Source organism: Rhizobium sp. SRDI943 (assembly GCF_057653695.1).
The window spans coordinates 626060-650761 of record NZ_JBYGKN010000002.1; the positions used below are offsets into that span (position 1 = coordinate 626060).

General features: G+C 62.2%; 24 protein-coding genes. 16 read left to right on the forward strand and 8 right to left on the reverse strand.

The annotated features are described in order from the left end of the window. Positions 1 to 28: 28 nt before the first annotated feature. The 3 genes from AC245Y_RS27055 to AC245Y_RS27065 all read right to left on the reverse strand — a co-directional run bounded on the left by AC245Y_RS27055 (position 29) and on the right by AC245Y_RS27065 (position 2747). A complete protein-coding gene (locus AC245Y_RS27055; protein WP_012763162.1) occupies positions 29 to 937 on the reverse strand; it encodes a class II glutamine amidotransferase in 909 nt (302 codons plus the stop codon). A gap of 88 nt (positions 938 to 1025) precedes the next feature. After that, positions 1026 to 1709, reverse strand: coding sequence for a helix-turn-helix domain-containing protein (locus tag AC245Y_RS27060; RefSeq protein WP_017996902.1), 684 nt, complete (start codon positions 1707 to 1709; stop codon positions 1026 to 1028). 78 nt (positions 1710 to 1787) lie between these two features. Then, complete coding sequence (locus tag AC245Y_RS27065) at positions 1788 to 2747, reverse strand: GlxA family transcriptional regulator (RefSeq protein WP_017996901.1); 960 nt, start codon at positions 2745 to 2747, stop codon at positions 1788 to 1790. A gap of 86 nt (positions 2748 to 2833) precedes the next feature. Between AC245Y_RS27065 and AC245Y_RS27070 the strand changes: the two genes are divergently transcribed. From AC245Y_RS27070 to AC245Y_RS27090, 5 genes are all read left to right on the forward strand, one after another. Further along, positions 2834 to 4084: a sarcosine oxidase subunit beta family protein gene (locus AC245Y_RS27070; RefSeq protein ID WP_017996900.1), complete on the forward strand. Its 1251-nt coding sequence runs from the start codon at positions 2834 to 2836 to the stop codon at positions 4082 to 4084. 11 nt (positions 4085 to 4095) lie between these two features. Next, a complete protein-coding gene (locus AC245Y_RS27075; RefSeq protein ID WP_017996899.1) occupies positions 4096 to 4377 on the forward strand; it encodes a sarcosine oxidase subunit delta in 282 nt (93 codons plus the stop codon). Beyond that, on the forward strand, positions 4374 to 7331 hold the full coding sequence (locus AC245Y_RS27080) for a sarcosine oxidase subunit alpha family protein (RefSeq protein WP_017996898.1): 2958 nt from the start codon (positions 4374 to 4376) through the stop codon (positions 7329 to 7331). Before AC245Y_RS27075 ends, AC245Y_RS27080 begins: the two co-directional genes overlap by 4 nt. Beyond that, positions 7324 to 7869, forward strand: a complete 546-nt coding sequence (locus AC245Y_RS27085; RefSeq protein ID WP_017996897.1) for a sarcosine oxidase subunit gamma — start codon at positions 7324 to 7326, stop codon at positions 7867 to 7869. Before AC245Y_RS27080 ends, AC245Y_RS27085 begins: the two co-directional genes overlap by 8 nt. A 172-nt stretch (positions 7870 to 8041) precedes the next feature. Beyond that, positions 8042 to 8350: a hypothetical protein gene (locus tag AC245Y_RS27090; protein WP_172643742.1), complete on the forward strand. Its 309-nt coding sequence runs from the start codon at positions 8042 to 8044 to the stop codon at positions 8348 to 8350. A gap of 108 nt (positions 8351 to 8458) precedes the next feature. Here AC245Y_RS27090 and AC245Y_RS27095 read toward each other — a convergent pair whose 3' ends face one another. After that, a complete protein-coding gene (locus AC245Y_RS27095) occupies positions 8459 to 9772 on the reverse strand; it encodes a TadA family conjugal transfer-associated ATPase (RefSeq protein ID WP_245274060.1) in 1314 nt (437 codons plus the stop codon). A gap of 468 nt (positions 9773 to 10240) precedes the next feature. Between AC245Y_RS27095 and AC245Y_RS27100 the strand changes: the two genes are divergently transcribed. From AC245Y_RS27100 to AC245Y_RS27150, 11 genes are all read left to right on the forward strand, one after another. Continuing rightward, positions 10241 to 10444 carry a hypothetical protein gene (locus AC245Y_RS27100; RefSeq protein WP_003548168.1) on the forward strand — a complete coding sequence of 68 codons (204 nt, stop codon included), beginning with the start codon at positions 10241 to 10243 and terminating at the stop codon, positions 10442 to 10444. Between the two features lie 13 nt (positions 10445 to 10457). Then, positions 10458 to 11021, forward strand: coding sequence for an A24 family peptidase (locus tag AC245Y_RS27105; RefSeq protein WP_017996893.1), 564 nt, complete (start codon positions 10458 to 10460; stop codon positions 11019 to 11021). A 5-nt stretch (positions 11022 to 11026) separates the two neighbouring features. Further along, positions 11027 to 11824: a TadE/TadG family type IV pilus assembly protein gene (locus tag AC245Y_RS27110; protein WP_017996892.1), complete on the forward strand. Its 798-nt coding sequence runs from the start codon at positions 11027 to 11029 to the stop codon at positions 11822 to 11824. Further along, positions 11821 to 13458 carry a TadE/TadG family type IV pilus assembly protein gene (locus AC245Y_RS27115; RefSeq protein WP_017996891.1) on the forward strand — a complete coding sequence of 546 codons (1638 nt, stop codon included), beginning with the start codon at positions 11821 to 11823 and terminating at the stop codon, positions 13456 to 13458. Before AC245Y_RS27110 ends, AC245Y_RS27115 begins: the two co-directional genes overlap by 4 nt. Continuing rightward, the gene (locus AC245Y_RS27120) at positions 13430 to 14110 is read left to right on the forward strand and encodes a TadE/TadG family type IV pilus assembly protein (protein WP_017996890.1); all 681 of its coding nucleotides are present in this window, start codon (positions 13430 to 13432) and stop codon (positions 14108 to 14110) included. Before AC245Y_RS27115 ends, AC245Y_RS27120 begins: the two co-directional genes overlap by 29 nt. 1 nt (position 14111) lies before the next feature. After that, complete coding sequence (locus AC245Y_RS27125) at positions 14112 to 15050, forward strand: hypothetical protein (protein ID WP_017996889.1); 939 nt, start codon at positions 14112 to 14114, stop codon at positions 15048 to 15050. Then, positions 15047 to 16003 carry a Flp pilus assembly protein CpaB gene (cpaB, locus tag AC245Y_RS27130; protein ID WP_017996888.1) on the forward strand — a complete coding sequence of 319 codons (957 nt, stop codon included), beginning with the start codon at positions 15047 to 15049 and terminating at the stop codon, positions 16001 to 16003. Before AC245Y_RS27125 ends, cpaB begins: the two co-directional genes overlap by 4 nt. Before the next feature lie 20 nt (positions 16004 to 16023). Next, positions 16024 to 17922, forward strand: a complete 1899-nt coding sequence (locus tag AC245Y_RS27135; protein ID WP_012763626.1) for a TadA family conjugal transfer-associated ATPase — start codon at positions 16024 to 16026, stop codon at positions 17920 to 17922. A gap of 112 nt (positions 17923 to 18034) precedes the next feature. Next, entirely contained in the window at positions 18035 to 18898 is an 864-nt protein-coding gene (locus AC245Y_RS27140; protein ID WP_012763625.1) for a type II secretion system F family protein, read from the forward strand. Further along, on the forward strand, positions 18898 to 19800 hold the full coding sequence (locus AC245Y_RS27145) for a type II secretion system F family protein (protein WP_012763624.1): 903 nt from the start codon (positions 18898 to 18900) through the stop codon (positions 19798 to 19800). Before AC245Y_RS27140 ends, AC245Y_RS27145 begins: the two co-directional genes overlap by 1 nt. Positions 19801 to 19802: 2 nt before the next feature. Continuing rightward, the gene (locus AC245Y_RS27150) at positions 19803 to 20681 is read left to right on the forward strand and encodes an FHA domain-containing protein (RefSeq protein ID WP_017996887.1); all 879 of its coding nucleotides are present in this window, start codon (positions 19803 to 19805) and stop codon (positions 20679 to 20681) included. 267 nt (positions 20682 to 20948) lie between these two features. Here AC245Y_RS27150 and AC245Y_RS27155 read toward each other — a convergent pair whose 3' ends face one another. The 4 genes from AC245Y_RS27155 to AC245Y_RS27170 form a co-directional block, all read right to left on the reverse strand. Beyond that, positions 20949 to 21260 carry a type II toxin-antitoxin system RelE/ParE family toxin gene (locus AC245Y_RS27155; protein ID WP_017996886.1) on the reverse strand — a complete coding sequence of 104 codons (312 nt, stop codon included), beginning with the start codon at positions 21258 to 21260 and terminating at the stop codon, positions 20949 to 20951. Continuing rightward, on the reverse strand, positions 21250 to 21531 hold the full coding sequence (locus tag AC245Y_RS27160) for a type II toxin-antitoxin system ParD family antitoxin (protein WP_017996885.1): 282 nt from the start codon (positions 21529 to 21531) through the stop codon (positions 21250 to 21252). Before AC245Y_RS27160 ends, AC245Y_RS27155 begins: the two co-directional genes overlap by 11 nt. Positions 21532 to 21705: 174 nt before the next feature. Then, on the reverse strand, positions 21706 to 22017 hold the full coding sequence (locus AC245Y_RS27165; RefSeq protein ID WP_017996884.1) for a DUF982 domain-containing protein: 312 nt from the start codon (positions 22015 to 22017) through the stop codon (positions 21706 to 21708). A gap of 271 nt (positions 22018 to 22288) precedes the next feature. Then, entirely contained in the window at positions 22289 to 24694 is a 2406-nt protein-coding gene (locus AC245Y_RS27170) for a protein kinase domain-containing protein (RefSeq protein WP_017996883.1), read from the reverse strand. Positions 24695 to 24702: the final 8 nt, after the last annotated feature.

Below are 24702 nucleotides of genomic sequence, written 5' to 3' on the forward strand. Positions count from 1 at the left end.
CCCTTGGAGAATATGCATGAGGCGCCGGTCAAGCGACCTTCTGGTGATCCCAGAAATAGACGGTTGCAGGCTCCGGCTCCCAGACCCGGGCATTCTCGATGCCGGGCAGATTGACGAGCGCCCGGTATTCGGAACCGAATGCGACATACTGCTCCGTTTCGGCCATGACGGCGGGCTTGCAGGCGATCGCATCGCGCACCACGCCGAAGCCGGACTTGGTGCCGACGACGAAGGTGAAGAAGCCGTCGAGGTCATCCACCGCGCCTTCCAGCGCCTGGCCGAGATTCTTGCCCTTGGCCATCTCTGCCGTCAGATAGGCGGCGGCGACCTCGGTGTCGTTTTCGGTTTCGAAGGTCATGCCTTCGCGCTTCAGCTCGCGGCGCAGATTGTTGTGGTTGGACAGGGAGCCATTATGCACAAGGCATTGGTCGGAGCCGGTGGAAAAAGGATGGGCGCCGAGCGTCGTGACGGCTGATTCCGTCGCCATGCGGGTATGGCCGATGCCGTGGGTGCCGGCCATTGAATTGACCGCGAAGCGGGAGACCACATCCTTCGGCAGGCCGGTTTCCTTGTAGATCTCGATGGCGTCGCCGCTGCTCATGATGCGGATGTTGGGACGCAATTCAGAAACGGCTGCCTTGCCCGCATCGAGCAGATCCTTCGCAAGCGTGATGACGGCATGGGTGCTCTTAACCTGGATGGCGACCGGTGCGCCGACCGCCTGGCCGAGCTCGGCCTCGAGGTCGGCGAAATCCTTCTTCGGATTGGCCGACTGGATGGTGATCTTGGCATTGCTGCCGCTGGCGTCGCCATAGATCGCGATGCCGGCGCTGTCCGGCCCGCGATCCGTCATCGTTATCAGCATCGAGGACAGCAGTGCCCCGAGCTCCGGTTCGAGACTTTTATCCTTGAGGAAGAGCCCCACAATTCCGCACATGACCAGACCTCCGTTCGTGTTGAGAAAGGACTAGCAGGTCTGTTTTGGGTTTTCAACTCGGAAGAAAGATTTTTTCTTTTAAGGCAAGTCAGCCTTTCGAGCTCCGCTGAGGATAGGTGATGATCGAGAGGTATTTGCTCGGGAGTTTGACCAACTGCTCCGGCCCATGTGGTGCATCGGCATCGAAGAACAGGCTGTCGCCCGGCTCCATCTGGAAAAGCTGGTCGCCATGGCGGTAAACGACTTCGCCTTCGAGCATGTAGAGAAATTCCATGCCCTCGTGCTGGAAGGTCGGGAAGGTGTCGGAATCGGCCGTCAATGTGATGAGGTAAGGCTCGACGATGACGCCGCTGGTATTGTTGTCGATATGGCCGAGCAGATTATATTGATGGCCGGCGCGCGTGCCGCGCCGTTCGAGTTCGATGCCCTGCCCCGCTTTGACGAAGACGGCATTGCGCGGTTCCTCGAAACGGCGGAAGAAGGCCGTCAGTGGTACGCCGAGCGCCCGCGACAGCGATTGCAGCGTCGTCAGCGACGGCGAGATGTTGCCGTTCTCGATCTTCGACAGCATGCCGAGTGAAATGCCGGTCGCGGCCGCCAGATCGGTGACCGTGATGCCGAGTTTCTTGCGGTAGGCGCGCACCTCATGGCCTATCGCCATTTCGAGGTTGTTTTCCTTCGGCTCGCGGACGGCGTGCGGATCCTGGGAAAAGGGAGCGCGTCCACTCTGCGCCTGTTCCGGTTGCTCTGCCGCTTCGCGCTTGGATTTCATAGGTTTTCTACCGCCGCCTTCTCTTTTGCCCAAGGCAACCCTATCGTCATAGTGAAAATTCCTCAACCGTGAAGAAAACTATTCCCGCCGCGCCGCGCGCGGAGCGATGCCGTAGACGGCACGGAACATCCGGGAAAAATGGCTCAGACTGGAGAAACCGGTGGCCACCGCGATTTCAGAGACGGAAAGCGGGCTCTGCTTCAGCAGGCGATGGGCATGCTGCAGCCTGATCCTGCGGTACTGATCGAGGAAGGTGGTGCCGAGATGAGCCGAAAAGAGCCGGTCGAGATGGCGGGTGGTGACGCCGGCGATGCGCGCCATGGCGGCACGCTCGAGCGGCATCTCGATCGTCTCTTCCATCCGTTCGAGAACGTTGAGCAGGCCGGAATGATGGACGCCGTAACGCTGCGCCAGCGAGGCGCGCTGGGGTGCCGCGGGCTCGTTGACCTCGGTGTGCAGATACCAGTCGCTGACCCGGCGGGCGAAATCCGGCCCCATGCGCTCGGCGATCAGCACATGCATCATGTCGAGCGGTGCGATGCCGCCGCCGCAGGTGATCCGGTTGCCGTCGATCACGAAGCGCGCCTGGCGCGGCGTCAGGTCCGGGAAGGCTTCGAGAAGGGCTGCGGCATGCTCCCAGTGGATGGTGAAGTCGCGGTGGCCAAGCAGTCCGGCGGCGGCCATCAGATAGGGGCCGCCCGAGATGCCGCCGATCCTCACCCCTTCGCGCGACAGCTGCCGCAAGCAGGCAAGTACGCTAGGATATCGCCAGTCGCGGGGCAAGCCGCCGGCGCAGACGAAGGCCGTTCCGAGCCCGGAGCCCCTGACCGGGAGAGGCTCGGCGGGGACGCTTGTGCCCGAGGAGGAGAGCGCCGGCGCGCCATCGGGCGAGAAGATCTGCAGTCGATAGATCTCGCGTCCGGCCAAAAGATTTGCCGCCCTGAGCGGTTCGGTCGCCGAAGCATAGGACATCAGCGCAAATCCCGGGATAAGGATGAAGCCGATTTTCTGGACATTTCTACTATCAACAGAGGACATGTCTCTTTCTTAGCGATTTGTGTCCCTTTTGTGCAAGTCAGCCCTTCTCTTTCTGGCATCATGCAGCTGTTCTTTCCGGAGTGACCATGCGCTATTCCGCTCTTTCGATTTTCCTGAACGGCCTTCGCGGCAACAAAGGCTGGGCGCCGGCCTGGCGCGAGCCGGCGCCGAAGCCGCATTACGACGTCATCATCGTCGGCGGCGGCGGGCATGGTCTTGCCACCGCCTACTACCTTGCCAAGGAGTTCGGCGTCACCAATGTCGCTGTCCTCGAAAAGGGCTATCTCGGCTCCGGCAATATCGGCAGGAACACGACGATCATCCGCTCGAACTACCTGCTGCCGGGTAATAATCCGTTCTACGAGCTGTCGATGAAACTTTGGGAGGGGCTGGAGCAGGACTTCAACTTCAACGCCATGGTCTCGCAGCGCGGCGTTCTCAACCTCTTCCATTCCGACGCGCAGCGCGACGCCTATACGCGCCGCGGCAACGCCATGCGGCTGCATGGCGTCGACGCCGAGCTTCTCGACCGGCAGGCGGTACGCAGGAAATTGCCCTTCCTCGATTTCGACAATGCCCGTTTCCCCATTATGGGCGGCCTGTTCCAGCCGCGCGGCGGCACGGTGCGCCACGATGCGGTCGCCTGGGGTTATGCGCGAGGCGCCGATCAGCGCGGCGTCGACATCATCACCCAGTGCGAGGTGACCGGCATCCGCAGCGAAAACGGTCAGATTACCGGCGTCGAGACCAGCAAGGGCTTCATCGGCTGCGGCAAGCTGGCGCTTGCGGCAGCCGGCAACTCCACCGTCGTCGCCGATATGGCCGGCCTTCGCCTGCCGATCGAAAGCCATGTGCTGCAGGCCTTCGTCTCCGAAGGGCTGAAACCGTTCATCGACACGGTCGTCACCTTCGGCGCCGGGCATTTCTACGCGTCCCAGTCGGACAAGGGCGGCCTGGTCTTCGGCGGCGACATCGACGGCTACAATTCCTATGCCCAGCGCGGCAATCTCGCCTCGGTCGAGCATGTCGCCGAAGCCGGGCTGGCGCTGATTCCGTCGCTGTCGCGCGTGCGTTATCTGCGCTCCTGGGGCGGCGTCATGGATATGAGCATGGACGGCTCGCCGATCATCGACCGCACCCATATCGACAATCTCTATCTCAACACCGGCTGGTGTTACGGCGGCTTCAAGGCCACACCCGCCTCCGGCTTCTGCTACGCCCATCTGATCGCCCGCAACGCGCCGCATCAGACCGCCCGCGCCTTCCGGCTCGACCGCTTCGCACGCGGCTATCCGATCGACGAAAAGGGCGTCGGCGCCCAGCCCAATCTGCACTGAGGACATTTAAGATGGCGAGCTTGATTTCCTGTCCCCATTGCGGCGCCCGACCGAAGGAGGAGTTCTCGATCCGCGGCGATGCCGGCCTTATCAGGCCGGCGCCGGATGCCGGTGCGGCGGCCTGGTTCGATTATGTCTATCTGCGCGACAATCCGAGAGGCCGGCACAGCGAATATTGGCACCACTCTTCCGGATGCCGCCGCTGGCTGATCGTCGAACGCGATACCGTCACCCATGTGGTCCACGGCGTCAGGGATGCCGCTCTTTCCAAGCTCGGCGGAGAACCGGCATGACGAGCTTCCGTCTTTCCTCCGGCGGCCGCATCGACCGCGCCACGACGCTCGGTTTTACTTTCGACGGCAGGCCACTCGAAGGCCATCCGGGCGATACACTCGCCTCGGCGCTGCTTGCCAACGGCGTCCAGCTCGTCGGCCGCAGCTTCAAATATCACCGCCCGCGCGGCATCCTGACGGCGGGCGCTGCCGAACCGAACGCGCTGGTAACGACGGGCAGCGGCGGGCGCACCGAGCCGAATACGCGCGCCACGATGATCGAGCTCTACCAGGGGCTGACGGCAAAAAGCCAGAACCGTTGGCCTTCGCTCGGCTTCGATGTCGGCGCGGTCAACGGGCTGCTGTCGCCCTTCCTCAGTGCCGGCTTCTACTACAAGACCTTCATGTGGCCGGCGGCCCTCTGGGAAAAGCTCTACGAGCCGGTGATCCGCAAGGCGGCGGGCCTCGGCAGGGCTTCCTACGAGGCCGATCCCGATAGCTACGAGAAATGCTGGGCGCATTGCGATCTGCTGGTGATCGGTGCCGGCCCGACCGGTCTTGCCGCAGCGCTGACCGCCGGCCGCGCCGGTGCGCGCGTCATCCTCGCCGACGAGGGGTCCGAACTTGGCGGCAGCCTGCTTTCCGACAGCGGTACCGTCGATGGCAAGCCGGCGGATGCGCTTCTCGGCGAGCTGCTTGCCGAACTGGCGAGCCTGGAGAACGTGCGCCGCCTGCCGCGCATGACGGTGTTCGGCTGGTATGACGACAATGTCTTTGGCGCCGTCGAACGGGTGCAGAAGCATGTGGCGATGCCGGATCCGGAACGCCCCGTGGAACGCTTGTGGCGCATCGTCGCCCGCCAGGCGATCCTTGCAACCGGCGTCGAGGAGCGTCCGCTGGTCTTCGGCGGCAACGATATTCCCGGTGTGATGATGGCAGGCGCGATGCGCAGCTATCTCAATCGGCAGGCGGTCGCGCCCGGCAGAAGCACGGTCATCTTCACCACCAACGATGCCGGATATCGAACCGCAGCCGATCTGGAGGCCGCCGGCCTCACCGTCGCGGCGATCGTCGACAGCCGCGCGGATGCGGCCGCGAGCTGGCAGGGCCGCGCCGAAGTGCTGAAGGGCGCCAGGGTCATCGATGCGCTTGGCGGCAAGCGCCTGCGCGGCGTCAGCGTCGAAACCGCAACCGGCACCCGCCGGATCGAAGCCGATGCGCTAGCCATGTCGGGCGGCTGGAGCCCGATCATTCATCTTGCCTGCCATCGCGGTGCGAAACCGCAATGGTCGGACGAGGCCTCGGCGTTTCTGGCGCCTGTCCAGCAGGAAGGTCTGACCGTTGCCGGCTCGGCTGCCGGCCTTGCGCAAACCGCGACCTGCCTCGGTGATGGCGCCGCAAAGGCAGTTGCCGCGTTGAAGGCGATCGGTTTCGCGGCGGCGGAGCCGGCCTTTGCACCGGCTTTCGAGACGGCTGCACAGGCAAAGCCGCTCTGGTCGGTCAAGGGCTCGAAGGGCAAGGCTTTCGTCGATTACCAGAACGACGTGCATCTCAAGGATCTCGGCCTCGCCGTCCGCGAAGGCTACGGCCACGTCGAGCTCGCCAAGCGTTACACCACATCAGGCATGGCGACCGATCAGGGCAAACTTTCCAACATCAACGCCATCGGCATCCTTGCCGAGGCGCGCGGTGTGTCGCCCGCCGAGGTGGGAACGACGACCTTCCGGCCCTTCTACACGCCGGTTTCCTTCGGCGCCTTGACCGGGGCGTCGCGCGGCAAACATTTCCAGCCGGCGCGCAAATCGCCGCTGCATGGCTGGGCTAAGAAGAATGGCGCGATCTTCGTCGAAACCGGCCTCTGGTACCGGTCCGCCTGGTTTCCGCGCGCCGGAGAGACGACATGGCGCGAAAGTGTCGACCGCGAGGTGCTGAACATCAGGAAGAATGCCGGCCTCTGCGACGTCTCGACCCTCGGCAAGATCGAAATCTTTGGCAAGGATGCCGCGACCTTCCTCGATCGCATCTACTGCAACGGCTTCGCCAAGCTCGCCGTCGGCAAGGCGCGTTACGGCATCATGCTGCGTGAGGACGGCTTCATCTATGATGACGGCACCACCAGCCGGTTCAGTGACGACCATTTCTTTATGACGACGACCACCGCACTTGCCGCCGGCGTACTGACCCATCTTGAATTCTGCGCCCAGACGCTCTGGCCGGAACTCGACGTCTGCTTCGCCTCCTCGACCGATCAATGGGCGCAGATGGCCGTCGCCGGGCCGAAGTCGCGTACCATTCTCCAGGAGATCGTCGACGAGGATTTGTCGAATGCAGCCTTCCCCTTCATGAGTGCCCGCAAGGTCTCCCTGTTCGGCGGCAGGCTCGAAGGCCGGCTCTTCCGGATTTCCTTCTCCGGTGAACTCGCCTACGAGCTGGCAGTACCATCAGGCTACGGCGAAGGCGTTGCGGACGCGATCATGGCGGCGGGCGAGAAACATGGCATCTGCGCCTATGGCGCCGAAGCGCTCGGTGTCATGCGCATCGAAAAGGGCCATGTCACCCATGCCGAAATCAACGGCACGGTGACGCCTGGCGACCTCGGTTTCCGCCGCATGGTTTCATCAACCAAGCCGGATTTCATCGGCAAGGCAATGCTTGCCCGCGAAGGGCTGCAGGATCCCGAGCGGCAGCGCCTTGTCGGCGTCAAGCCGCTTAATCCGGCGACCGGTTTCCGCACCGGCTCGCATATTCTCGCCGACGGCGTTGCGGCGACGCTCGAAAACGACCAAGGCTACGTCACTTCAAGCGCCTTTTCGCCAGGGCTCGGCCATACGATCGGCCTGGCGCTCGTCAGGCGTGGGCCGGAGCGCATCGGTGAAAAGGTGACGGTCTGGAACGGCCTGCGCAACGAATTCACCGATGCGGTGCTCTGCCATCCCGTCTTCATCGATCCCGAAAACGGGAAGCTCCATGCGTGATCTTCCGCAACACAAGCCGGTTCTGGCCGGGGCAGCATATAAAGGCATCTCAGGGGCGGGCGTCCGGCTGGAAGCCTTGCCGGAGGGCCATCTCCTGCATGTGCTCGGCGCAATCGAGCCCACCGCGCTCGCCGCAGAATTGGTGAAAGCAGGCTTTGCGAAAAGTTCGATCCGTAAGGCAGGCTTCCGGCAATGGTTCGTCGCCGGCGACGAGCCGCTCGTGCCCGCCAGCCTCCATGCTCTCGCGGCAGCACTTGCGGGAAAGGCTTTCGTCATGGACCAGAGCCACGGGCGTGTGCGCATCGGCGTTTCCGGCCGTTCTTCGCGCGCGCTTCTGTCACGAGGCACAGCCGTCGATCTCGATCCCTCCGTCTTTCCGGAAGGCCATTCTGTGATGACGATGATCGGCCATCTCTCCGTGCAGATCGTCCGCACCGGCGATGACAGCTTCGAGCTCACGGTCCTGCGCAGCTTTGCCGAAAGTCTCTGGGAGGATCTGACCCATATGGAGGCGAGCGCCGAAAAGGATAGCGTATGAGCGCCGTGCCGGCACAAAGATCGACAATTGACCGAAATTAGCTAGAATGTTCAACTTTCCGGCGCGGGTGGCACGTAGCCGTCAAGGGAAAATAAGCGTCCCGTAAACCAGTCGCATCTACAGGTACAGAATGAAGTTTCCGTCTGGTAAGGCTCTATATCGCTGGATAGTAGTGTTCTTCGTATTTGGTATGATGGCTATATACATATACGGAGAAACCCTCCAGTCTCATAAGAGCCCGGAAGAACAGACGACGGATATATTAAAAAAATACCTCGTTGAATCCGGAGAAGTCGATCGAATGCGTTTTGCGAACTGCTCCAGAATCGAAGAGTCAGAAATCGATCCAACTTCAAACGTGAGCTTCTTTGTTGGGTGCGAGATAAAGAAACCGCTTTCGGCAGAACCCATTGCTCTCTCGGTGGCGTTCGGTGTTCGCGGGCAGGTTGAATTTATGGATATGTCGAGAGGCGAGAAATAATGGGACCAAGGGATTGTAGAGGTCCCGCTCCGAGATCGCGATCTCCGGGCCTTTTACCAAGCTTCGAAAGTCGAGCAGACAGCCCCAGGTAGCGCCCGCCAATAGGTTTCAAGCCGTATGCAGCGCGGCGGCACCGACCCATTCAGGGCGCTCGGCGCCTTGCAGCTCCTCCAGCGCATCGGCGGCAAAGCTCGGTACTACACCGGTCCACAGCAGTGCGCCGTCGGGATTGGAATGGCCGTCGCCCTCGAGCTTGTAGATGCTTTCGACGATATACTGGCCGTCATTGTTCAGGCCCTTGATTTCGGAAATCTCGACCACCCGGCGCCTTCCTGTGCGCTTGAAGCGGGCGATCTGCACGACGACGTCGACCGCCGAGGCGATCTGGGCGCGCAGCGGCCGAAGCGGCATGTCGATATCAGACATCAGCGCCAGCGTTTCAAGCCGGTGCAGGGAGTCATAGGGCGTGTTCGCATGCACCGTCGAAAGGCTGCCGCTGTGGCCTGATGTCATCGCCTGGATCATATCGAGCGCCTCACCGCCGCGGCACTCGCCGACGATGACCCGGTCGGGCCGCATGCGCAGCGACGAGCGGAACAGGTCGCGGATGCTGGCGCCGCCGCGGCCGAACCGATCGGGCTTCGTCACTTCGAGATAGACCACGTGTTCCTTACGGATCTGCAGTTCGGACGTGTCTTCAATGACGATGATGCGCTCGTGGTCGGCAAAGGCTTCTGACAGTGCGTTCAGCATCGTCGTCTTGCCGGTGCCGGTGCCGCCCGAGATGATGACGTTCTTTTGCAGCCCAACGGCCGCCTGCAGCAGCGTCAGCGACTCGTCGGTCAGGCTGCCCTGGGTGACGAGATCATGGATGCTGCGATGTTCTTTCAAAAAACGGCGGATGGAGATGCAGAGCCCGGTGCGCGACGCGGGCGGCTGGATCATCTGCACGCGCGAACCATCCGGCAGACGCGCCTCGATGCTCGGTTCCTCCGGCGTCAGCCGCTTGCCTGAGAACTGCGCGATGCTGCGCGCGGCCGATTCCAGATCCTCACGACTGGCGAAACGCGTATCGGCGCGTTCGAGCTTGCCTCGCCTTTCGACGAAAATGTCGGATGTGCCGTTGATCAGGATTTCGGACACGCTCGGATCATCGAGGAGAAAACGGATCGGCCCAAGCAGCTTGTCCAGCGCCCGGGTCAGGACCTGGAAGGTGGCCTGTTCGGCAGCGTCGTCGGATACGGCCTTCATCAGAGCGGCATCCCGACCAGGACCGTGCTCATGCCGAACAGCGTCGCCATCATCTGAACCGCGGTCGGAAAGAACATCATCAATGGAATGAGGACCAATCCAAGTATTAAGATGCTGCTCATCGTTTCCATCGTTCTCTCTCCGGATCGACTGGCGGGCGATACCCACCATTTCAGGAAAGCTTAATCCAGATCATCAAACAACGCCATGGTCGGGTGCCGTGCGGGCGGTGATTCTGCCCGCGGTACGCCTTCTCTTCTATCGCTTTGAAAGAATTGGCCAATTATGGAGCAGTAGACGAAGCCGCGAAGGACCATCAAAAACTTCTTCTCCACAGGTAAAACTTCAGCCTGTTCAAAAGGTTAGTTAAAAAAACCCGGCGTCAACTGCGACTTTGTCGCTGATGCCTCCAAGACAATTGGAACCCTTCGTTTCGTTTGCTTGACGGAGGGCTGGCCTTGGGCGCACTCTTGGGTCTTAATGGTGTTGCTCAACAAACGTTGGCCGCCGGGGAAGATAAGCTGAAGCAGAAAGTATCATTGGATCGAGCAACATGCTCGTTCGGATCGATAGCGTATGCTTGGTTCATCTTCACCAAGGCTTCGAACCGAAACAAACCTGGGAATGAGGAGTACTCACATGTTTGGTAAACTCAAGACTCTCGCAATTGCACTTCACAAGGACGAACGCGGCGACATGGCCCAGATCGTCCTGGCCGTCGCCCTGATCGTCATCCCGCTGATGCTGATCCTGCTCGCATTCGGCAAGCAGATCGGCGAATGGTTCAACGAAAAGAACACGGCGCTCTCGGATGCCGAGAGAATTCCTGAGCCGGGTCAATAAGCGGGTCGGGATCATGGATACGACCTATGATCTGACCCTGATGCCTGCAGCGGCGGCTCTTGCCGTCGCCTGCACCATGACCGCGGCGGTGCTCGACCATCGCCACGGTCATATCCCGAACGCCGTCACCTATCCCTGCCTGCTTGGCGGGTTCATGTTGGCGGCAGTCAGCGGCGGTCTCGCAGGAATAGGGCTTGCCTTCGCAGGCCTCCTTGCAGCCGGCCTGATCTTTTTCATCGCCTTCGCAGCCGGAAGCTGCGGCGGCGGTGACGTCAAGCTGATGGCGGCGCTCGGCGCCATTCTCGGCCTCTGGCCCGCCATCGACGTCACCCTTGCATCGCTCATGGTCGGCGGCTTGATCGCCGTTTTCTCCATGGCGCGGCGTGTTCAGTGGAGCGTGCTGGCCCGAACGGTCGGACTGTTTGCGCTTCTCCTGCCCGCCGGTTTCCGCGACGCCGCTTCGGTGCTGAAGCCGCGCGAGACACATCATACCGTGCGCTTCGGCGTTGCCGCCGCTCTCGGACTTCTCTGGTGCCTTTTCATGCCCGATTTCACCCCTCTTTCATTCGTGAGGTAACGGCAATGCGCGCGGAACTCGAACGCCCCATCTTCGACGGTGCCTTCTGGAGTTCGATCCTGCACTCGCGGACCTTCTGGGTCCCTCAGGATCACGGCGCGCTCCTCGGTACCTTTGCGATCGCCATGCTGCTGCTTGCCTCGATGCTGCTGCTGCCGCGGCTTTCCGCCCGCCGGCGCCGGATATCGGAGCTGCACGGCGATATCTCCGGCAGCACGACGATGATGGATTTCGTCCTCGTGACGCCGGTCTTCGTCTTCTTCATGTTCGTGGTCTTCCAGTTCACCATCCTGGCGAAAAACCACCTTTTCACCCATTATGCCGCTTATGCGGCGGCCCGCAGCGCCCGCGTCTATTTCTGCCCGGCCCTGCCGATCACGCTGCGAAGCCTAATCGACGTCAAGACCTGCGATGACGACGCTGCCGCCGGCAAGGCCGATCTTGCCGCCCGTCTGGCGCTGATCCCGGCCGCACCCTATGACCAGCTGAAATGCGTCGGCGCCTGCCAGCCGCCGGAGGATGCGCTGAAAAGCCTGGCCGATGCCTCGGGCCTTTCGAAGAACTGGCGCGCAATGCGCAACCAGGCCCGCTATATGTTCGACCCGCAGAATGTCACCGTGACCGTCGACCGCGCGCCGATGGCGCTCTATGCCGCCATCAACCGCTCGCCGCATGTGCCGGTCACCGCCAAGGTGGAAGCGCGCTTCCTGCTGCTCGAATATGCCGGCTGGGTCTTTGCCCGCGGCCAGAGGAAAGACGGCCGCTACTACACGATCTCGACGGCGGAGGTGAACCTGCTATGACACCGACCCTGATCAAGCGCCTGCACCGCGACGAACGCGGTTTCCTGTCACCGATCATTCTCTACATGACGATCGCGCTCGCCCTGATGATCGTCTGGATCCTGAATACGGGACAGATGATCTACGACAAGCAGCGCACGCAAGACACGGCCGACGCTGCTGCTCTCGTCCACGCCGACTGGGAAGCCCGCTATCTCAACATCATGGCGATGAACAACGTCGCCTCCTCGCAGGCAACCGTGGTCATGGCGACCTCGGTCGCCTTCCAGCTGACGACGGCGGAACTGGCCCTGCGCTCGACCGCCATTCTGGCGAAACTCGCCCAATATTCTTTCACTGAAGGCTTGGGCCCGGCGTCGCTCCTGCCGCCGATGCCGCCGATGCCCCATTGCCCGGGCTGGCAGAAGGTCCCGGTCGTCGGGGGCATCATCTACGGTGCTTGCCTGGCGTTCCAGGGGGTCCGGGCGATAGGAGCCACCAAGGCGATTGCATATACAGTAAAAGCACAGATCGATTATGATCCCTGGGGCCTCATCGTGAAGTCCAGCGACATCATCGACGCCATGAATGATCTCAACGACTACCTCGTCGAGAGCTTTCCTCAGCGGGTCGGCAACGAAGCCCTGCATCTGGTGCGCCTGAACAAGTCGGATCATGTCGTCTTCCATCCGCCGTGCGAGTCCTGCAACAACGCCGGAGAGGGCGCCGGGGGTAACCTGCCGGTCGATCGCGACGGCATCAACCCCGCCTCAGCCTATGCTGAAATGTGCCTCGCCATGACCTATGGCACCCAGGGGCAGGACCCGCTCCTCATGCGCGGCGAGTTTGCCAATCGCGGCTTCCCCAACGGCAAGGGTCCGTTGACCGCAGGCGGCGTCGACGGCAGCCATATCCGCGACTGGGTCAATCACGAGAGCGGCATCGACGATGCTTTAGTGGACTTCTACATCTTTTATGAAGCCTTCGGCCCGGCCTATTTGAGCAAGATCCCGTTCAAGGCGATCATCGAGCAATTTGGCGATCTCAGCTGGTGGCAGGAACTGCTGCTCGATGGCAGCTTCTTTATCGCCGAGGAATTCTTCGGCATCGAATTCGGCATCGTGAACCCCTTTCAGCTGCCGATCGACAAGCCACCGCGCTATTCCGACAAGCAGACAAAGGACGAGAACGATTTCACCCGCAAGTTCGACACGATCTGGGATGGGGTGTGCAGCCCGGCGGGTGCTGCGATTTCGATGGCAGGCGCACTGCCCGTCGTCTCCTTCCCGAAGCCTTACTGGCTGAAGGGACGCACACCTTTCAACTTCACGCCTTTCGGCGGCGAGCAACTCGACGACTACCAGACGCTGGCGATCGTTTCGCGCGCCCCGCGCGCCAGGCTGCAGATCCGCATCTTCAAGGACAAGACACCTTCGGCCTATGCGCTCGCACAGAGCTGGGTCCACAATTACACGGCCTTCGACCTCTACACACAGGATTGGCTGGCATCGCTTGCGCCCGCCACGCTCGCCGACGATATCGGCGAGGTTTCGAACACCATCAAGCAGAGCCCGGCGGCCGACAGTTTTACCGGCCTGACCCGCGTCTTCGACCGAGGAGGAGCCAATGCCTGGGCTGCCGTCAACACACACTAAGCCTATGGGCGGTCTTCCGGGCCGCGGGCTGCTGATGCGGTTGCACCGCGACAGGCGCGGTCTCGCCTCGATCGAATTCGTGCTCGCCGCGCCGGTTATCCTGCTGATCGTGATTTTCGTCATCCACGCCAACAAGATTTCCACCAAGAAGGTAGGAACCATGCTTGCGATGCGCAACGCCGCCTTCGCCGAGGCGAATGGGCTGGACTGCACGTCGGATTTCTCGAACGTCTTCCCGATCCCGGCCTTGCCGGCACTGCCCGGGGGCGACGCCATGAGCTGCGCGCGCACGCCATCGCATGAAGGCGACGGCGACCCGCAACGCACCTTTGTCTGGGACGACGTGCAAAATACCTTGAAGAGCGACGGCCGCGATTTCGGCGACATGGTCGGCGACCTCGCCAATGAGAAGCCGCAGCTCGTCACCGCGACGGCCGACCGGGTCTACAAGTTCAGGGATTCCGACGATCTCGATACGATCAGAAGCCTCCGCTGGAAGGACGCGTTCACGGTGGACGATTCGACGCTGTTTGCCTCCCACAACAACGATACCACGCGCCGTGGCTACGATCCGACGCTGCGCCGGGAAATCCGCGATGTGGCCGACGATTCCGGCGATCTGTTCGACGGCGTCTTCCCGGGAGCGAAATAAGATGATGCAGGGCGCGCGCATCTCCTTTCGTCTCGCCGGTCACCTTGCCGGCCATCTCACTGGTTTGGTGCTGGTGATCGGGCTCGCCGCCGCCGTGGCCACACCGGTCCGTGCCGAAATCTACAAGGATTTCAAAGTGACGCTGAATTCGATGCTGGCCGGCATCCTCGGCGCGCCGGAGCGGGCGCCGCGCGATCTCGTCATCAACGGCCAGCCGCTTGAATTCACGCCCTACCAGAGCGATCGCAGCATTTCCGATATCACCGATGAATGGTTGCGGGTGCTGGCCGCCAATACAAGGCCGGCCTTGCCCAGGAGCGATAACAAGGAAGAACTGACCGCGGTCATTGCCGCCAACATGCTGATCGTCCCGAAGACGAGCCGCATCCGCGACGATCTCGCCGTGGTGGTGCGGTTCTTCGACGGCGACGGCGAGGCGGCCCTCGACTATCTCCGCCGGCAGGATCCTAAAAATCCTTCGGCAAGAGCGCCGATCCCGGGCGTCTCGATCATGATCCGCCGTCCCGCCGATGCGCCGAGGACCGAGGTGCTGATGAGCCGCTTCGAGGATGTTGCCTCGACGCTGCCGGCCTTTGCGGCCCCCGCCGATGTCAGCAAGCTGCCGATGTCGCTGCGTCCGCCGGCCGGTGTCGAGGTGCTGAGCGATATCGGCGATCGCGACCAAAGCCACACGTCGCGCACGGTCGTGTCGAAAGGCACGCTGTCGGCCGTGCGCTGGTCCGATCAACGCGCCGATCTGCTTGCCCGTGACGGTTTTACCATCGAGACGCCGCCGGCACAGCGCGGCGGGGTCACAGCACTTTATGGCCGGCGCGGCAGCGTCGAGGCCAATGTCTTGTACACTCGCAGCAAAACCGACGGCCGGACCGTCGAAGTCATTCAAATCAGGCAACCCTTCGTCGAAGGAATAACACCATGAACTGGAAGCTCATCGCGGCTGTCATCGTCGGGCTCATCACCGGCGTTCTGCTCTACTTCTGGACCGAGAGCGTCAAGAACGAGCAGGTGGCCTATGCCTTCATGCGGCTCCAGCCCGACAGGAAGGTCACGCGAGGACAGGCGATCACGCCCGACATGCTCGCCGAACCGGTGATGCTGCCGGAAAGCTTCGGCGCGCTGGCCAAACTCGCGGTTCCCGCCGCCAGCGCCTATCAGGAATGGCTGAAGGACAGGACGGCTGCGAGCGATATTCCGGCCGGCTCCGTGTTGCTCTTCCAGTATTTCGACGATACCGACGGCGGACGCCTGACGACGATGATCGCGCCCGGCAAGCGGGCGCTCACCCTTCCCGTCAACGCGGCCGCGGCCGTCGGCCATTTCGTCGAGCCGGGCAGCTATGTCGACATCCTCGGCACGGTCGACGAACCGGTCGAGCCCGTGGCGCCGGCCGCCGCGACCCAGCCGGGAGCTCCCGGCCAGCCCGCTGCCGTGCCAGGTCAGCCTGCCGTGCCGGGCCAGGCGCCGCCCGCAGCCGGACAGCCGCAGGCTCCAGCCCAGCCGCAGTCGCCGGTCGAACAGATGCTGAAGAACTATCTCACCCAGTATCCCGGTGCCGACGAGAACGACGTCAACGCCTACCGCAAGCAGGCGCAGGATTATAAACTCGGCATCAGCTCGCGTACCCGCGTCGTCACCCGCACCTTCCTGCAAAATGTCAAGGTTCTGGCCGTCGGCGCGGCGACGACGGCGGAGGGTGCGGTCACCAAGGCCAACAGCACCTACAACAATGTGACCGTCGAAGTGACGCCGTCGGAAGCCGAAATGCTGATTTTTGCCATGGGCCAGTCGAACGGCAGCCTAAACCTCGTGCTGCGCAATCCGGCCGACAATACCGTCGAGGACCTGCCGAGCATCAACTGGACGCGCATGTGACCGTCGCGGGGGAATAAGCCATGCTGTTGAAGATTTCCTATGAGGACGGCAGCGGTCGAGAGGTCATCCCGCTCTCGGCGAACGAAACCTATTTCGTCGGCGAGAGCAGCACGCTGACGCTGCCCGCCGGCGCGGGGGTCGTGCGGTTGCGGGGCAGCCACGTCTCTTCGCCGCAATTCGTGCTGCGGAAGTCCGGCCAGGGATGGTCGGTGCAGCATCACGGACGCAACCCGACGCGGGTCGACGATCAGCCGCTTCGGGCCGGCACCCCGGTTGCAGTCTCGGCCGGCATGTCGATCTGGGTGCCGAATGTCACGATCGAGCTCGTCGAGCCGGCCGCGGCCGCCGAGGTGGTGACGCAATTTCCCGATCAGGAACGCGTGCTCGCCCTGCAGATGGAAATCCACGAACGTCTGCTGAAGGACACGCAATATGACCGGCTGGTGAAATCCGCCGATTTCGGCCGCGAGGACACGCGAAACCGCATCCGCGAACGCCTCGACATGTTCATCAAGGAGGCGCTCGATGCAGCACAGCAGGATCTCGTCATCCTTGTCATCAAGAACGCCGTCTATCGGTGGCTGGCCAAACGCATTGCCCGAACGGGGCGGCGCGACGCATCGTCGAATGCCGCAAGCCTGTCGCGCGAGGAGCAGGACAATCGCCGCCTCTTCGACGTCGGCAAGGCGCTGATTTCGGCGCTGCAGCTCAAGCTCAACTTCGAATCCACCCGCGCGGACTTTGCCCAGCTCGACACCCGTTTCAGCGCAGCTTTCCAGTCTCGGCAAGCGCTTTTTAACGCCGGTGACCGCTATGAGATCGCCCATATGCACCTGCGCTCCAGCATCGAGGAGCTGATGTATCGCTGGGGAACGATCTCCGAGCTGATGGATCTCGACGTGATCTCGGAAATCATGGTGACGCGCTACGACGAGATCTACGTCGAAAAATTCGGCCTGCTGGAGCGCTATCCCTTCGCCTTCGCCAATGAGCGGCAGCTGATGAAGGTGATCGAGCGCATCGCCGTCGATTCCAACCGCTCGATCAACGAGAGCGAGGCGATGGCCGACTTCCGCATGCCGGATGGCTCTCGCGTCAACGCCGTCATTCCGCCGCTGGCGGTCAAGGGCGCCTGCCTCACCATCCGCAAGTTCGGCGGCAAGTCGCGGCTCGATATCAGCAAACTGGTGACCGCCGGCGCGCTCAGCGAGCCGATGCGCGCCTTCCTCGAGGCGGCCGTCCGCTCCCGCAAGAACATCGTTGTCTCAGGCGGCACCGGCTCCGGCAAGACGACGCTCTTGAACAGCCTGTCGCAGTTCATTCCGGTGGGCGAGCGCGTCGTTGCCGTCGAAGACACGTCGGAACTGCAGCTCGACGGCATTCATGTCGTCTATCTTCAATCGCGGCCGAAGACGGCGGAGTCGGAGACCAGCGTCACCATCCGCGACCTCGTGCGCAACGCGCTGCGCATGCGTCCTGACCGCATCATCGTCGGCGAGTGCCGCGGCGCCGAGGCGATCGACATGCTGCAGGCGATGAACACCGGCCATGCCGGCTCGATGACGACGGCGCATGCCAATACGCCGCAGGACATGATGACCCGCCTGGAGGTGATGGTGCTGCAGGGGCAGAGCTCGCTGCCTGTCATGGCGATCCGCCAGCAGATCGTTGCCGCGGTCGAACTTGTCGTGCAGCTGAACCGCCTGGCAAATGGTCGGCGCGCCGTCACCGAAATATCGGAGGTGATCGGTATCGATCCGGATACCGGCCTCATCATCGTCGAGCCGATCTTCAATCTCGTCGGCCGCGCCGGCGGCCAGGCCGTGCATGCCTTCACCGGCTACCTGCCAAGCTTCGTCGCCGAGCTCGTCGAGTTCAACGACGACGGCGAGATCGAAAAACTGGACATGTTCGTCTAGAGCGGTTCAGGTTTCGCGGAAACGCAGAACCGCTCTAAGCTTTTGTTTTTACGCAATTCCGGACGGAAAAACCGCTTCGCACTTTTTCTGGAATTGCTCTGAGGGGGAAACGATGAATATCAGCATTCTGCAGATTTTTACGGTCGCCCTCGGCGCTGTGACGGCGGGGCTGCTCGTCTGGGGCGCGCCGGTGCGATGGCCGGCGCCGCTGCTGCGCGCCACCGAACGCGACATTGCGCTGGCCAGCGAGGCGGCGCAGGTCTTCGGGCGCGATGCCGTTCCACCCTATACGATGATCCTTGCCTACGGCATCACGGCGATCGTCGTCTTCATCGTGATTTCGCTGATCTTCGGGCCGATCTTCGGCATCGTCATCGCCATCCCGGTCGCCATCTTCCTCCCCAAGGGCATGATCCGTTATTTTCTGCAGCGTCGCTGGCTGCAGATCGAATCGCAGCTTCCCTATGCCGTCGACCAGATCGTCTCGGCGGTGCGCACCGGCAAGCCGCTCGCCATCGCCGTCAATGCGGTGGCCGATACCGGCCAGATGCCGGCCTCGCGCGAGTTCGAGCGCATCGCCCGCGAACAGAAGCTCGGCATCGGCCTGGTCGAGGCGCTCGACCGCCACGGCCGCAACGTGCCGAGCCTGCACTTCAAGATGGTCGATGCAGCCCTCGGTCTCTTTGCCCGCCAGGGCGGCGACATCTCCGAGCCGCTGACCGAAATGTCGAAATCCTTCAAGGAAATCTGGAAGCTCGATCAGAAGATCACGACCTCGTCGTCGCAGGCGCGCATGAACTTTCGCGTCGTCAATGGCGGCGCGCTGTTCATGATGCTGATGATCTTCTTCGGCCAGCCGGAACTGATCGACAAGGTGTTCGGCAACGCCATCGGCATCGTCATCGCGATCGTCGGCGCCATTCTCTACGCGACCGGTTTCTTCTGGATGCGCTCGATGATGAAGGTGTCGGTCTGATGTCTCAGATACCCCTCGCCCCGATCGCCATCGTCTTTGCCGGGATCACCGCTGCGCTGTTCGTCTGGTGGATCGGCGATATGCTCGGCAGCATTCAGGTGGTGCGCCGGTCCGCAGGCGGCGATGGTCCGCCGCCGAATATCGTCGATAGCATCGGCATGCGCACGCCGGTCGAATTCGTGCTGACGCATTTCGAGACCCTCCTGGCTGATTACGGCGCGCAGCTGGAGCAGAAGCTGATCTATGGCGGCCGGCCCTTCGGCGGCGTCACGGGGCGGGAATATATCGCGCTTCTCGTGGTCTTAAGCCTTTTCGGTTTCGTCGTGCTCGGCCTGCTGTTCGGTATTGCCAGCGGCAGCGTGATCGGCGGGCTTGTGGCGGGGCTGATCCTCGGCCTGATCCCCGCGATCTATTTCTGGGTCGTCGCCGACGACAAGGCGCAGGACCGCAAGGAACGCATTTCGCGCGAATTTCCCTATTTCCTCGATCTGGTCGTCATGACGCAGCAGGCGCAGGCGACGCTGCCGGAAAGCCTGAGGCTTTATGCCGAAGCCGCACCCGGCACTGTCATGAGCGAGGAGATCGAACAGACGCTGAAGGACGTGGCGCTCGGCACCGGCATGATCGAGGCGTTGCAGCGTCTGGAGCGCCGCATGACCGCCGAGGAGGTCATCCGCGTCATCCGCGCCGTCATTCAGGGCGAAGTCGAGGGCAGCAACCGCGTCGAGCTGTTGCGCGAACATGCGCGCGACCTACGCTTCCGGCGCTGGGAAAAGGCCGACAGGGCCAGTGAAAAGCTGAAGGCCAAGATCGTCATGCCGGCGATGATGATCGTCGTGTCGATCCTGCTTCTGGTACTGGCGCCTGCAATTGTCGAGATGATGTCGAGTGGGATGTTCTGATCATGGCCTTTTTTTCCTTCTTTCGCGGAAACAAACCAAGCCTTCTGCAGACCGGTCCCGGTGGCCAGAGCCGCAGCCATGTGCTCGACCGGCCGGAAATGTCGATCGGCAGGGCTGCTAATGCCGATATCGTCGTCGACGATCCGTTCCTTGCGCCGATCCATGCGCGCATCGAGCGGCAGAGCGACGGCGGCTTCATCATTCGCCGCATGGGGCTGAACCCGATCATGCTGCGCGGCGAAGCCCTGCTGCAGACGGCCTCGCTGAAAGCCGGCGACAGCTTCCGCCTCGGCAAGGACGTCGAATTCCAGTTCGTCGTCAAGGCCGCCGCCAAGGAGGCGCCGAAGAAGGAGGCTTCCAAGGCAGGTGACGACAAGCCGAAAAAGTCGCTCCTCAAGCAGCCGGCCTTCCTCGCCGGCATGGGTGTCGCCTATCTCGCCATCGTCGGCATCATCGGTTACGTAATCCTCTCCGACAGCGGCAGCGCGGAGGGTGGCCCAACGGCAGAACGCATCAATGCGGAAGCCGGCCGCATTCCGACATGCATCAAGAATGCCCGGCGCATGCGCCAGGTTTCGGAGGCGAGCTTCAACGGGGCAGTCGGCGGCCGTGTCGGCAGGGATGGCGACGCAACCTATGCCGCCCTTTCGCTTGCCGCCGAACCGTCTGATGACGCCGCGCTGGCGAAGGCCGCCGAGCCGATCGTCGAGGCCTACAAGCGCACGGCACTCGCAGCCCTTGCCTCGGAAAACCGCGGCAACAAAACGCTGGCGCTGACCCTCTACCAACAGACCTACGATCTCGTTCCCGATGTCAACTGCTCGGCAGCGCGCTTCGCGCTGCAGCGGCGGGCCGCGGTGAAGCCTCCGGCGCGCCGTTGACCGCCAGTCTTGCGGCTGCTCGCTGACATACAAATGTGGCTTGTTCATCATCGATGCCGCGCGAGCCGGGTAGCGATGTCAAGGACTTGCCGGAATACTGGCGATGACCTTTATCTCAAAGTCAGTTGCATCATGCGATATCATATTGAATTTATTTAGTTATTGCATAGAGATTCCCGGTGTGTGTGGACCTGTGCGTGCGTGTGAACGGATTTTAAGCCGCCTTTGAGGGTGTGCGACAGCCTCTATCCTCGTCCACCTCAATTCCTAGAAAAGCGCCGCCAGATCGCGCCGGCCATCCACCACGCGGATGATCTCGACCGCATCAACCTCGCCCACGTCCGTGTCGGGGTGCGTCTCGTACAGGATCACATACGGCGCTTCGACTAGCATCCGCGCGGTGCGGAAGATCTCGGGGTGGCGCTCGCCAAGACGCGGATGATCGATAAGCAAGCCGGCCTTGTAGCGGAACTGCTGGAAATACCGCTCGGCCGCCTGGGGCTGCTCTTTGCCTATGTCGACGAAGACTTGCTTGACGTCGACTCTCGCCCTCGGCGTCCAGAGAAGCTTAACCGCCATGTCCGCGGGCAGCCTTCAGTTCCTGCCGCGCTTCCGCAAGCATCTCATCGAAATCGACTGGCGAGGCAGTTCCGCTCGCCTTGCCCTCGGCCCACATTTCGCGCAGCTTTTCGATATCGCCGCTGCGTTGCTGCCATTTGGCGGACCAGTCGCGCATCGCTTCGCGGATGACCTCGCTGGCGCTGGCGTAGGCACCGCTTCCAACAGCGTCACGCAGCAAGTCGGCATGTTGCGGCGTCACTGAGACGCTGATCTTCTCAACATTGGCCATAACTCACCTCCATACACTTATGGTAGGAATTATTACCACCGCCAGACACCCCTGCCAAGAAATTTCGAGGCGGGCAATAAAGCAACGAGGGTCGATCAAATCGTCGGAGACGCCACGATGTTTGCAACTGGCGCAAACGTGACGGCGAAAGGCGGTTGGCCCTCGAAGCTCGGACTATCTTTGCGCGCATGAGGGAAGGTCCGGTCGTCGCTCTCCCACTCCCTGCCGCACGAGCGATAGGGCAGCGATACCGGCCTCATCGGCCGCACGCAGAAGCGCTTCCCGGAATTGTTCCGGGGCAATCTTGCCGCTCAATGCGTCGACGCAGGCTTTGACTGCAGCCACATATTCCTCGCCGTCATCGCAAGGCCAGTCGTTGATCAGGAGACGCGCCGCGTCGCCCAGCGTCCATACGATCTTGCGAGATGCCGGGCCTCGCAAAGCAAACCCTACCGGCGTGAATGCTGATGATGTGTTCCAGCACATTGTCCTCGACCCCTCAAGGCACGGATATTGCAGTCCCAATTTCAATATACGCGCGTATTCTGAAATGTGGAATTGAAAACTTGCGAGTGGCACCCCTTGAGCGCGAGCTGTCGAATGATGAAGAAAGGGCGCCTACGACCTTATGTTGATCCGCCCCGCGCTGCGTCGACAAGTGTCGCCTTGATGGACGCATTCTGGGTTTGCAACAGATTACCCTGCCCCGTGTCAGCGGCACACCGCTCCCCTTATCAGTCTCAACGTTTCGACCCGCTCACCGCAATTCGGCGGTAACGCGGAAAATGCCGCCGGCCGACGCATCGGAGCAGACGACGAAGGTCGAACCTTCCTGCGCCATGAAGGCGACATTGCCGCCGGCTTCGCAGGGGGTGGCGCTCCACTGCAGGATGATATCACCGTTATCGGGCAGCTTTTCCTGGGTGATCTTCGCCGCACTTGCCATCCACTCCGTCGCCGACGGCAGGTGGACGGGGGCGTTCAGCTGCTTCGACAGCCAGGCCGTATAGTTCTGCGCCACGGCAAGCGGCACGTCGTCGGCCGGCTGCTGCGGATTGTCGCCATAGGCCTGTGCGGCGGCGGGATCGGAATTGGCGGTGTAATATTCCGCCATCTCGGCACGGGTGACGGCCTTCGTCTGCATGCAGAAGGACTTGTCGATCTTCACGGCGTCGTTGGCAACGCCGAGCATGCCGCCGATTTCCTTCATCGACGAGGTCATCAGCCGGACATTCTCCAGCGAATAACTTCCGGCCGGGACGGTCTCGAAGGCAAGCGTCTGCGAAACCGGGCAGAAGCCGCGCGCCGACAGCGCCTCGAGATCGGCAAGGATCGGCTGATAGGCGACGACCGCGAGCTTATAGGCCTCGGCGGTGTAGCGGCCGTCGGCCTCGCCGATCTTCGGAGCGAGTGCGGCAAGCGCCTGATCGGCAGCACCTGCACGGGTCGCGATCGAGGCGCTGAGATCGGTCACTTTCTGCTTCAGCGCCGTCGCCTCGTCCTTTGCCGCCATGACATCGGCAATGACGGCATCGAAAAGCTTGGCAGCGTCGCCATAGCCAGATGTCGCGGCCGGCATCTGCCATTGCTCTGCCTTGGCCTTGGCATCGGTCATCAGCCCGGTCGCCTTGGCGACATCGGGACTATCGCCGGCGCCGATGCGATTGACGGTTTCGCGTTTGCCCGCCGCGTCCTTTTCGGCTGCCGTCAGCGCGCTTAGCGCCTTGGCGAGCTCGTCAAACGTCGTTTTCGACGCGTCATAGGCATCGACGGCGGCATGCATCTGCTTTGCGGTGGCGGCATCGGCGGCAGTCTTCATCTTGGCGTCAGCCTCGGCAAAACCTGGCGCCTTGTCGCCGCCGGCGGCCGAAGCGGCAGCTTTCGCCTTCTCGGCGTTCTCCTTCGAGATGCCGATCAGCGCATTGCCGAGATTGATGGCTGCCGTCTGGAAGCCCGGAAGCGCCTTTTCGTAATCTTCATCCTTGAGCAGGGCATCGGCCGATGTCAGCGCCGCGGCGCCGGTATCATAGGCGAGCTTTGCCTGATCGCCGGAAGGACGCTCCGGCGCCTTGGCGGCGATCGCCTTCTGCTTGCGGCTTTCTGCCTCCTTCTTCCAGGTGCCGACATCGGCGACGAGTTTCGGATCCGGGGCGAGCAGCTTCGGGATGGTGAAGGCGCCGACGCCGATGCAGATCAAGAGCAGTGCGGCGATCATGGAGATCTTGAGAGGCGTCCATTTTTTCGGCTTCGGGGCGTCCTGCTGCTGTTGCATGCCGCCGCGCGGATCCCATGACATCGGCTGGATGCCTGTCGTCACCCGGGCGAATTCGCCCAACGCATCGGCGCCCGTGCGCGGTCGCGCGCTTGGATCGCGGCTCAGCATCCTTTCCACCAGACTTGCAAGACCCTCGGGAAAGCCTGGGATCAGCACGTCGAGGCGGGGAAAGATATTGGAAGGGTCGAGATGGATGTTCTTCCAGCTCTGCTCGCGCTGATGCTCGTCTTCCCAGACCATGACGCTGTCGAAGACGCTGGCATAGGTCTGCCGCGGCAGGAAGAGCTTGTAGGCGATCATGCCCATTGCGTAGATATCGAGTGCCGACGAGGCGGAGAAGGTGCCGCTTGCATAGATTTCCGGCGCCCCGAATTCCGGCACATAGGGCGGGATGATGTGTTCGCCGATCTTCGAGATCAGATGCAGGTTGCCGATCCGCACCGACAGGCCGGAATAATCCTCGGAGACGTAGATGCACTGGTCCGTCAGCGCATTGTGGGCGTAGCCGGCGCCGTGCAGCGTTGCCAGCCCCTCGAGGATGTGGCGGCCGATCTCAACGGCGCGCTCGTAAGCTACCATTTCCGTTTCATCGAGATATTGGTGCAGCGTTTTCGACGGCCGCTTCTCGACGATGTAGAAATTGTCGTCTTCCGGCGACGGCGGGATGAGGTCCTCGATCTCGACGAAGCGCCGTGCCGTCAGCGATTTGGCCTCGTTGATGGAGGTCCAGACCCGCTCGAAACGAGCCTTGTCCAGTTTCAGCGCCATATCGGGCGCGACGATGAAGACCGCATGGTCCATCCGCTTGTCCTGGGCCGGATAGACGATGAACTCGTTCTCGTAGACCGGCTCGCCGATCGTGTAGCGGGCGATCAGATCACTTCTCATGCACGTGT

Bases quoted from the DNA above. Each gene is read 5' to 3' on its own strand.
- AC245Y_RS27055 (WP_012763162.1), bottom strand. From the start codon at position 937: ATGTGCGGAATTGTGGGGCTCTTCCTCAAGGATAAAAGTCTCGAACCG.
- AC245Y_RS27060 (WP_017996902.1), bottom strand. From the start codon at position 1,709: ATGAAATCCAAGCGCGAAGCGGCAGAGCAACCGGAACAGGCGCAGAGT.
- AC245Y_RS27065 (WP_017996901.1), bottom strand. From the start codon at position 2,747: ATGTCCTCTGTTGATAGTAGAAATGTCCAGAAAATCGGCTTCATCCTT.
- AC245Y_RS27070 (WP_017996900.1), top strand. From the start codon at position 2,834: ATGCGCTATTCCGCTCTTTCGATTTTCCTGAACGGCCTTCGCGGCAAC.
- AC245Y_RS27075 (WP_017996899.1), top strand. From the start codon at position 4,096: ATGGCGAGCTTGATTTCCTGTCCCCATTGCGGCGCCCGACCGAAGGAG.
- AC245Y_RS27080 (WP_017996898.1), top strand. From the start codon at position 4,374: ATGACGAGCTTCCGTCTTTCCTCCGGCGGCCGCATCGACCGCGCCACG.
- AC245Y_RS27085 (WP_017996897.1), top strand. From the start codon at position 7,324: ATGCGTGATCTTCCGCAACACAAGCCGGTTCTGGCCGGGGCAGCATAT.
- AC245Y_RS27095 (WP_245274060.1), bottom strand. From the start codon at position 9,772: ATGGTGGGTATCGCCCGCCAGTCGATCCGGAGAGAGAACGATGGAAAC.
- AC245Y_RS27100 (WP_003548168.1), top strand. From the start codon at position 10,241: ATGTTTGGTAAACTCAAGACTCTCGCAATTGCACTTCACAAGGACGAA.
- AC245Y_RS27105 (WP_017996893.1), top strand. From the start codon at position 10,458: ATGGATACGACCTATGATCTGACCCTGATGCCTGCAGCGGCGGCTCTT.
- AC245Y_RS27110 (WP_017996892.1), top strand. From the start codon at position 11,027: ATGCGCGCGGAACTCGAACGCCCCATCTTCGACGGTGCCTTCTGGAGT.
- AC245Y_RS27115 (WP_017996891.1), top strand. From the start codon at position 11,821: ATGACACCGACCCTGATCAAGCGCCTGCACCGCGACGAACGCGGTTTC.
- AC245Y_RS27120 (WP_017996890.1), top strand. From the start codon at position 13,430: ATGCCTGGGCTGCCGTCAACACACACTAAGCCTATGGGCGGTCTTCCG.
- AC245Y_RS27125 (WP_017996889.1), top strand. From the start codon at position 14,112: ATGATGCAGGGCGCGCGCATCTCCTTTCGTCTCGCCGGTCACCTTGCC.
- cpaB (WP_017996888.1), top strand. From the start codon at position 15,047: ATGAACTGGAAGCTCATCGCGGCTGTCATCGTCGGGCTCATCACCGGC.
- AC245Y_RS27135 (WP_012763626.1), top strand. From the start codon at position 16,024: ATGCTGTTGAAGATTTCCTATGAGGACGGCAGCGGTCGAGAGGTCATC.
- AC245Y_RS27140 (WP_012763625.1), top strand. From the start codon at position 18,035: ATGAATATCAGCATTCTGCAGATTTTTACGGTCGCCCTCGGCGCTGTG.
- AC245Y_RS27145 (WP_012763624.1), top strand. From the start codon at position 18,898: ATGTCTCAGATACCCCTCGCCCCGATCGCCATCGTCTTTGCCGGGATC.
- AC245Y_RS27150 (WP_017996887.1), top strand. From the start codon at position 19,803: ATGGCCTTTTTTTCCTTCTTTCGCGGAAACAAACCAAGCCTTCTGCAG.
- AC245Y_RS27155 (WP_017996886.1), bottom strand. From the start codon at position 21,260: ATGGCGGTTAAGCTTCTCTGGACGCCGAGGGCGAGAGTCGACGTCAAG.
- AC245Y_RS27160 (WP_017996885.1), bottom strand. From the start codon at position 21,531: ATGGCCAATGTTGAGAAGATCAGCGTCTCAGTGACGCCGCAACATGCC.
- AC245Y_RS27165 (WP_017996884.1), bottom strand. From the start codon at position 22,017: ATGTGCTGGAACACATCATCAGCATTCACGCCGGTAGGGTTTGCTTTG.
- AC245Y_RS27170 (WP_017996883.1), bottom strand. From the start codon at position 24,694: ATGAGAAGTGATCTGATCGCCCGCTACACGATCGGCGAGCCGGTCTAC.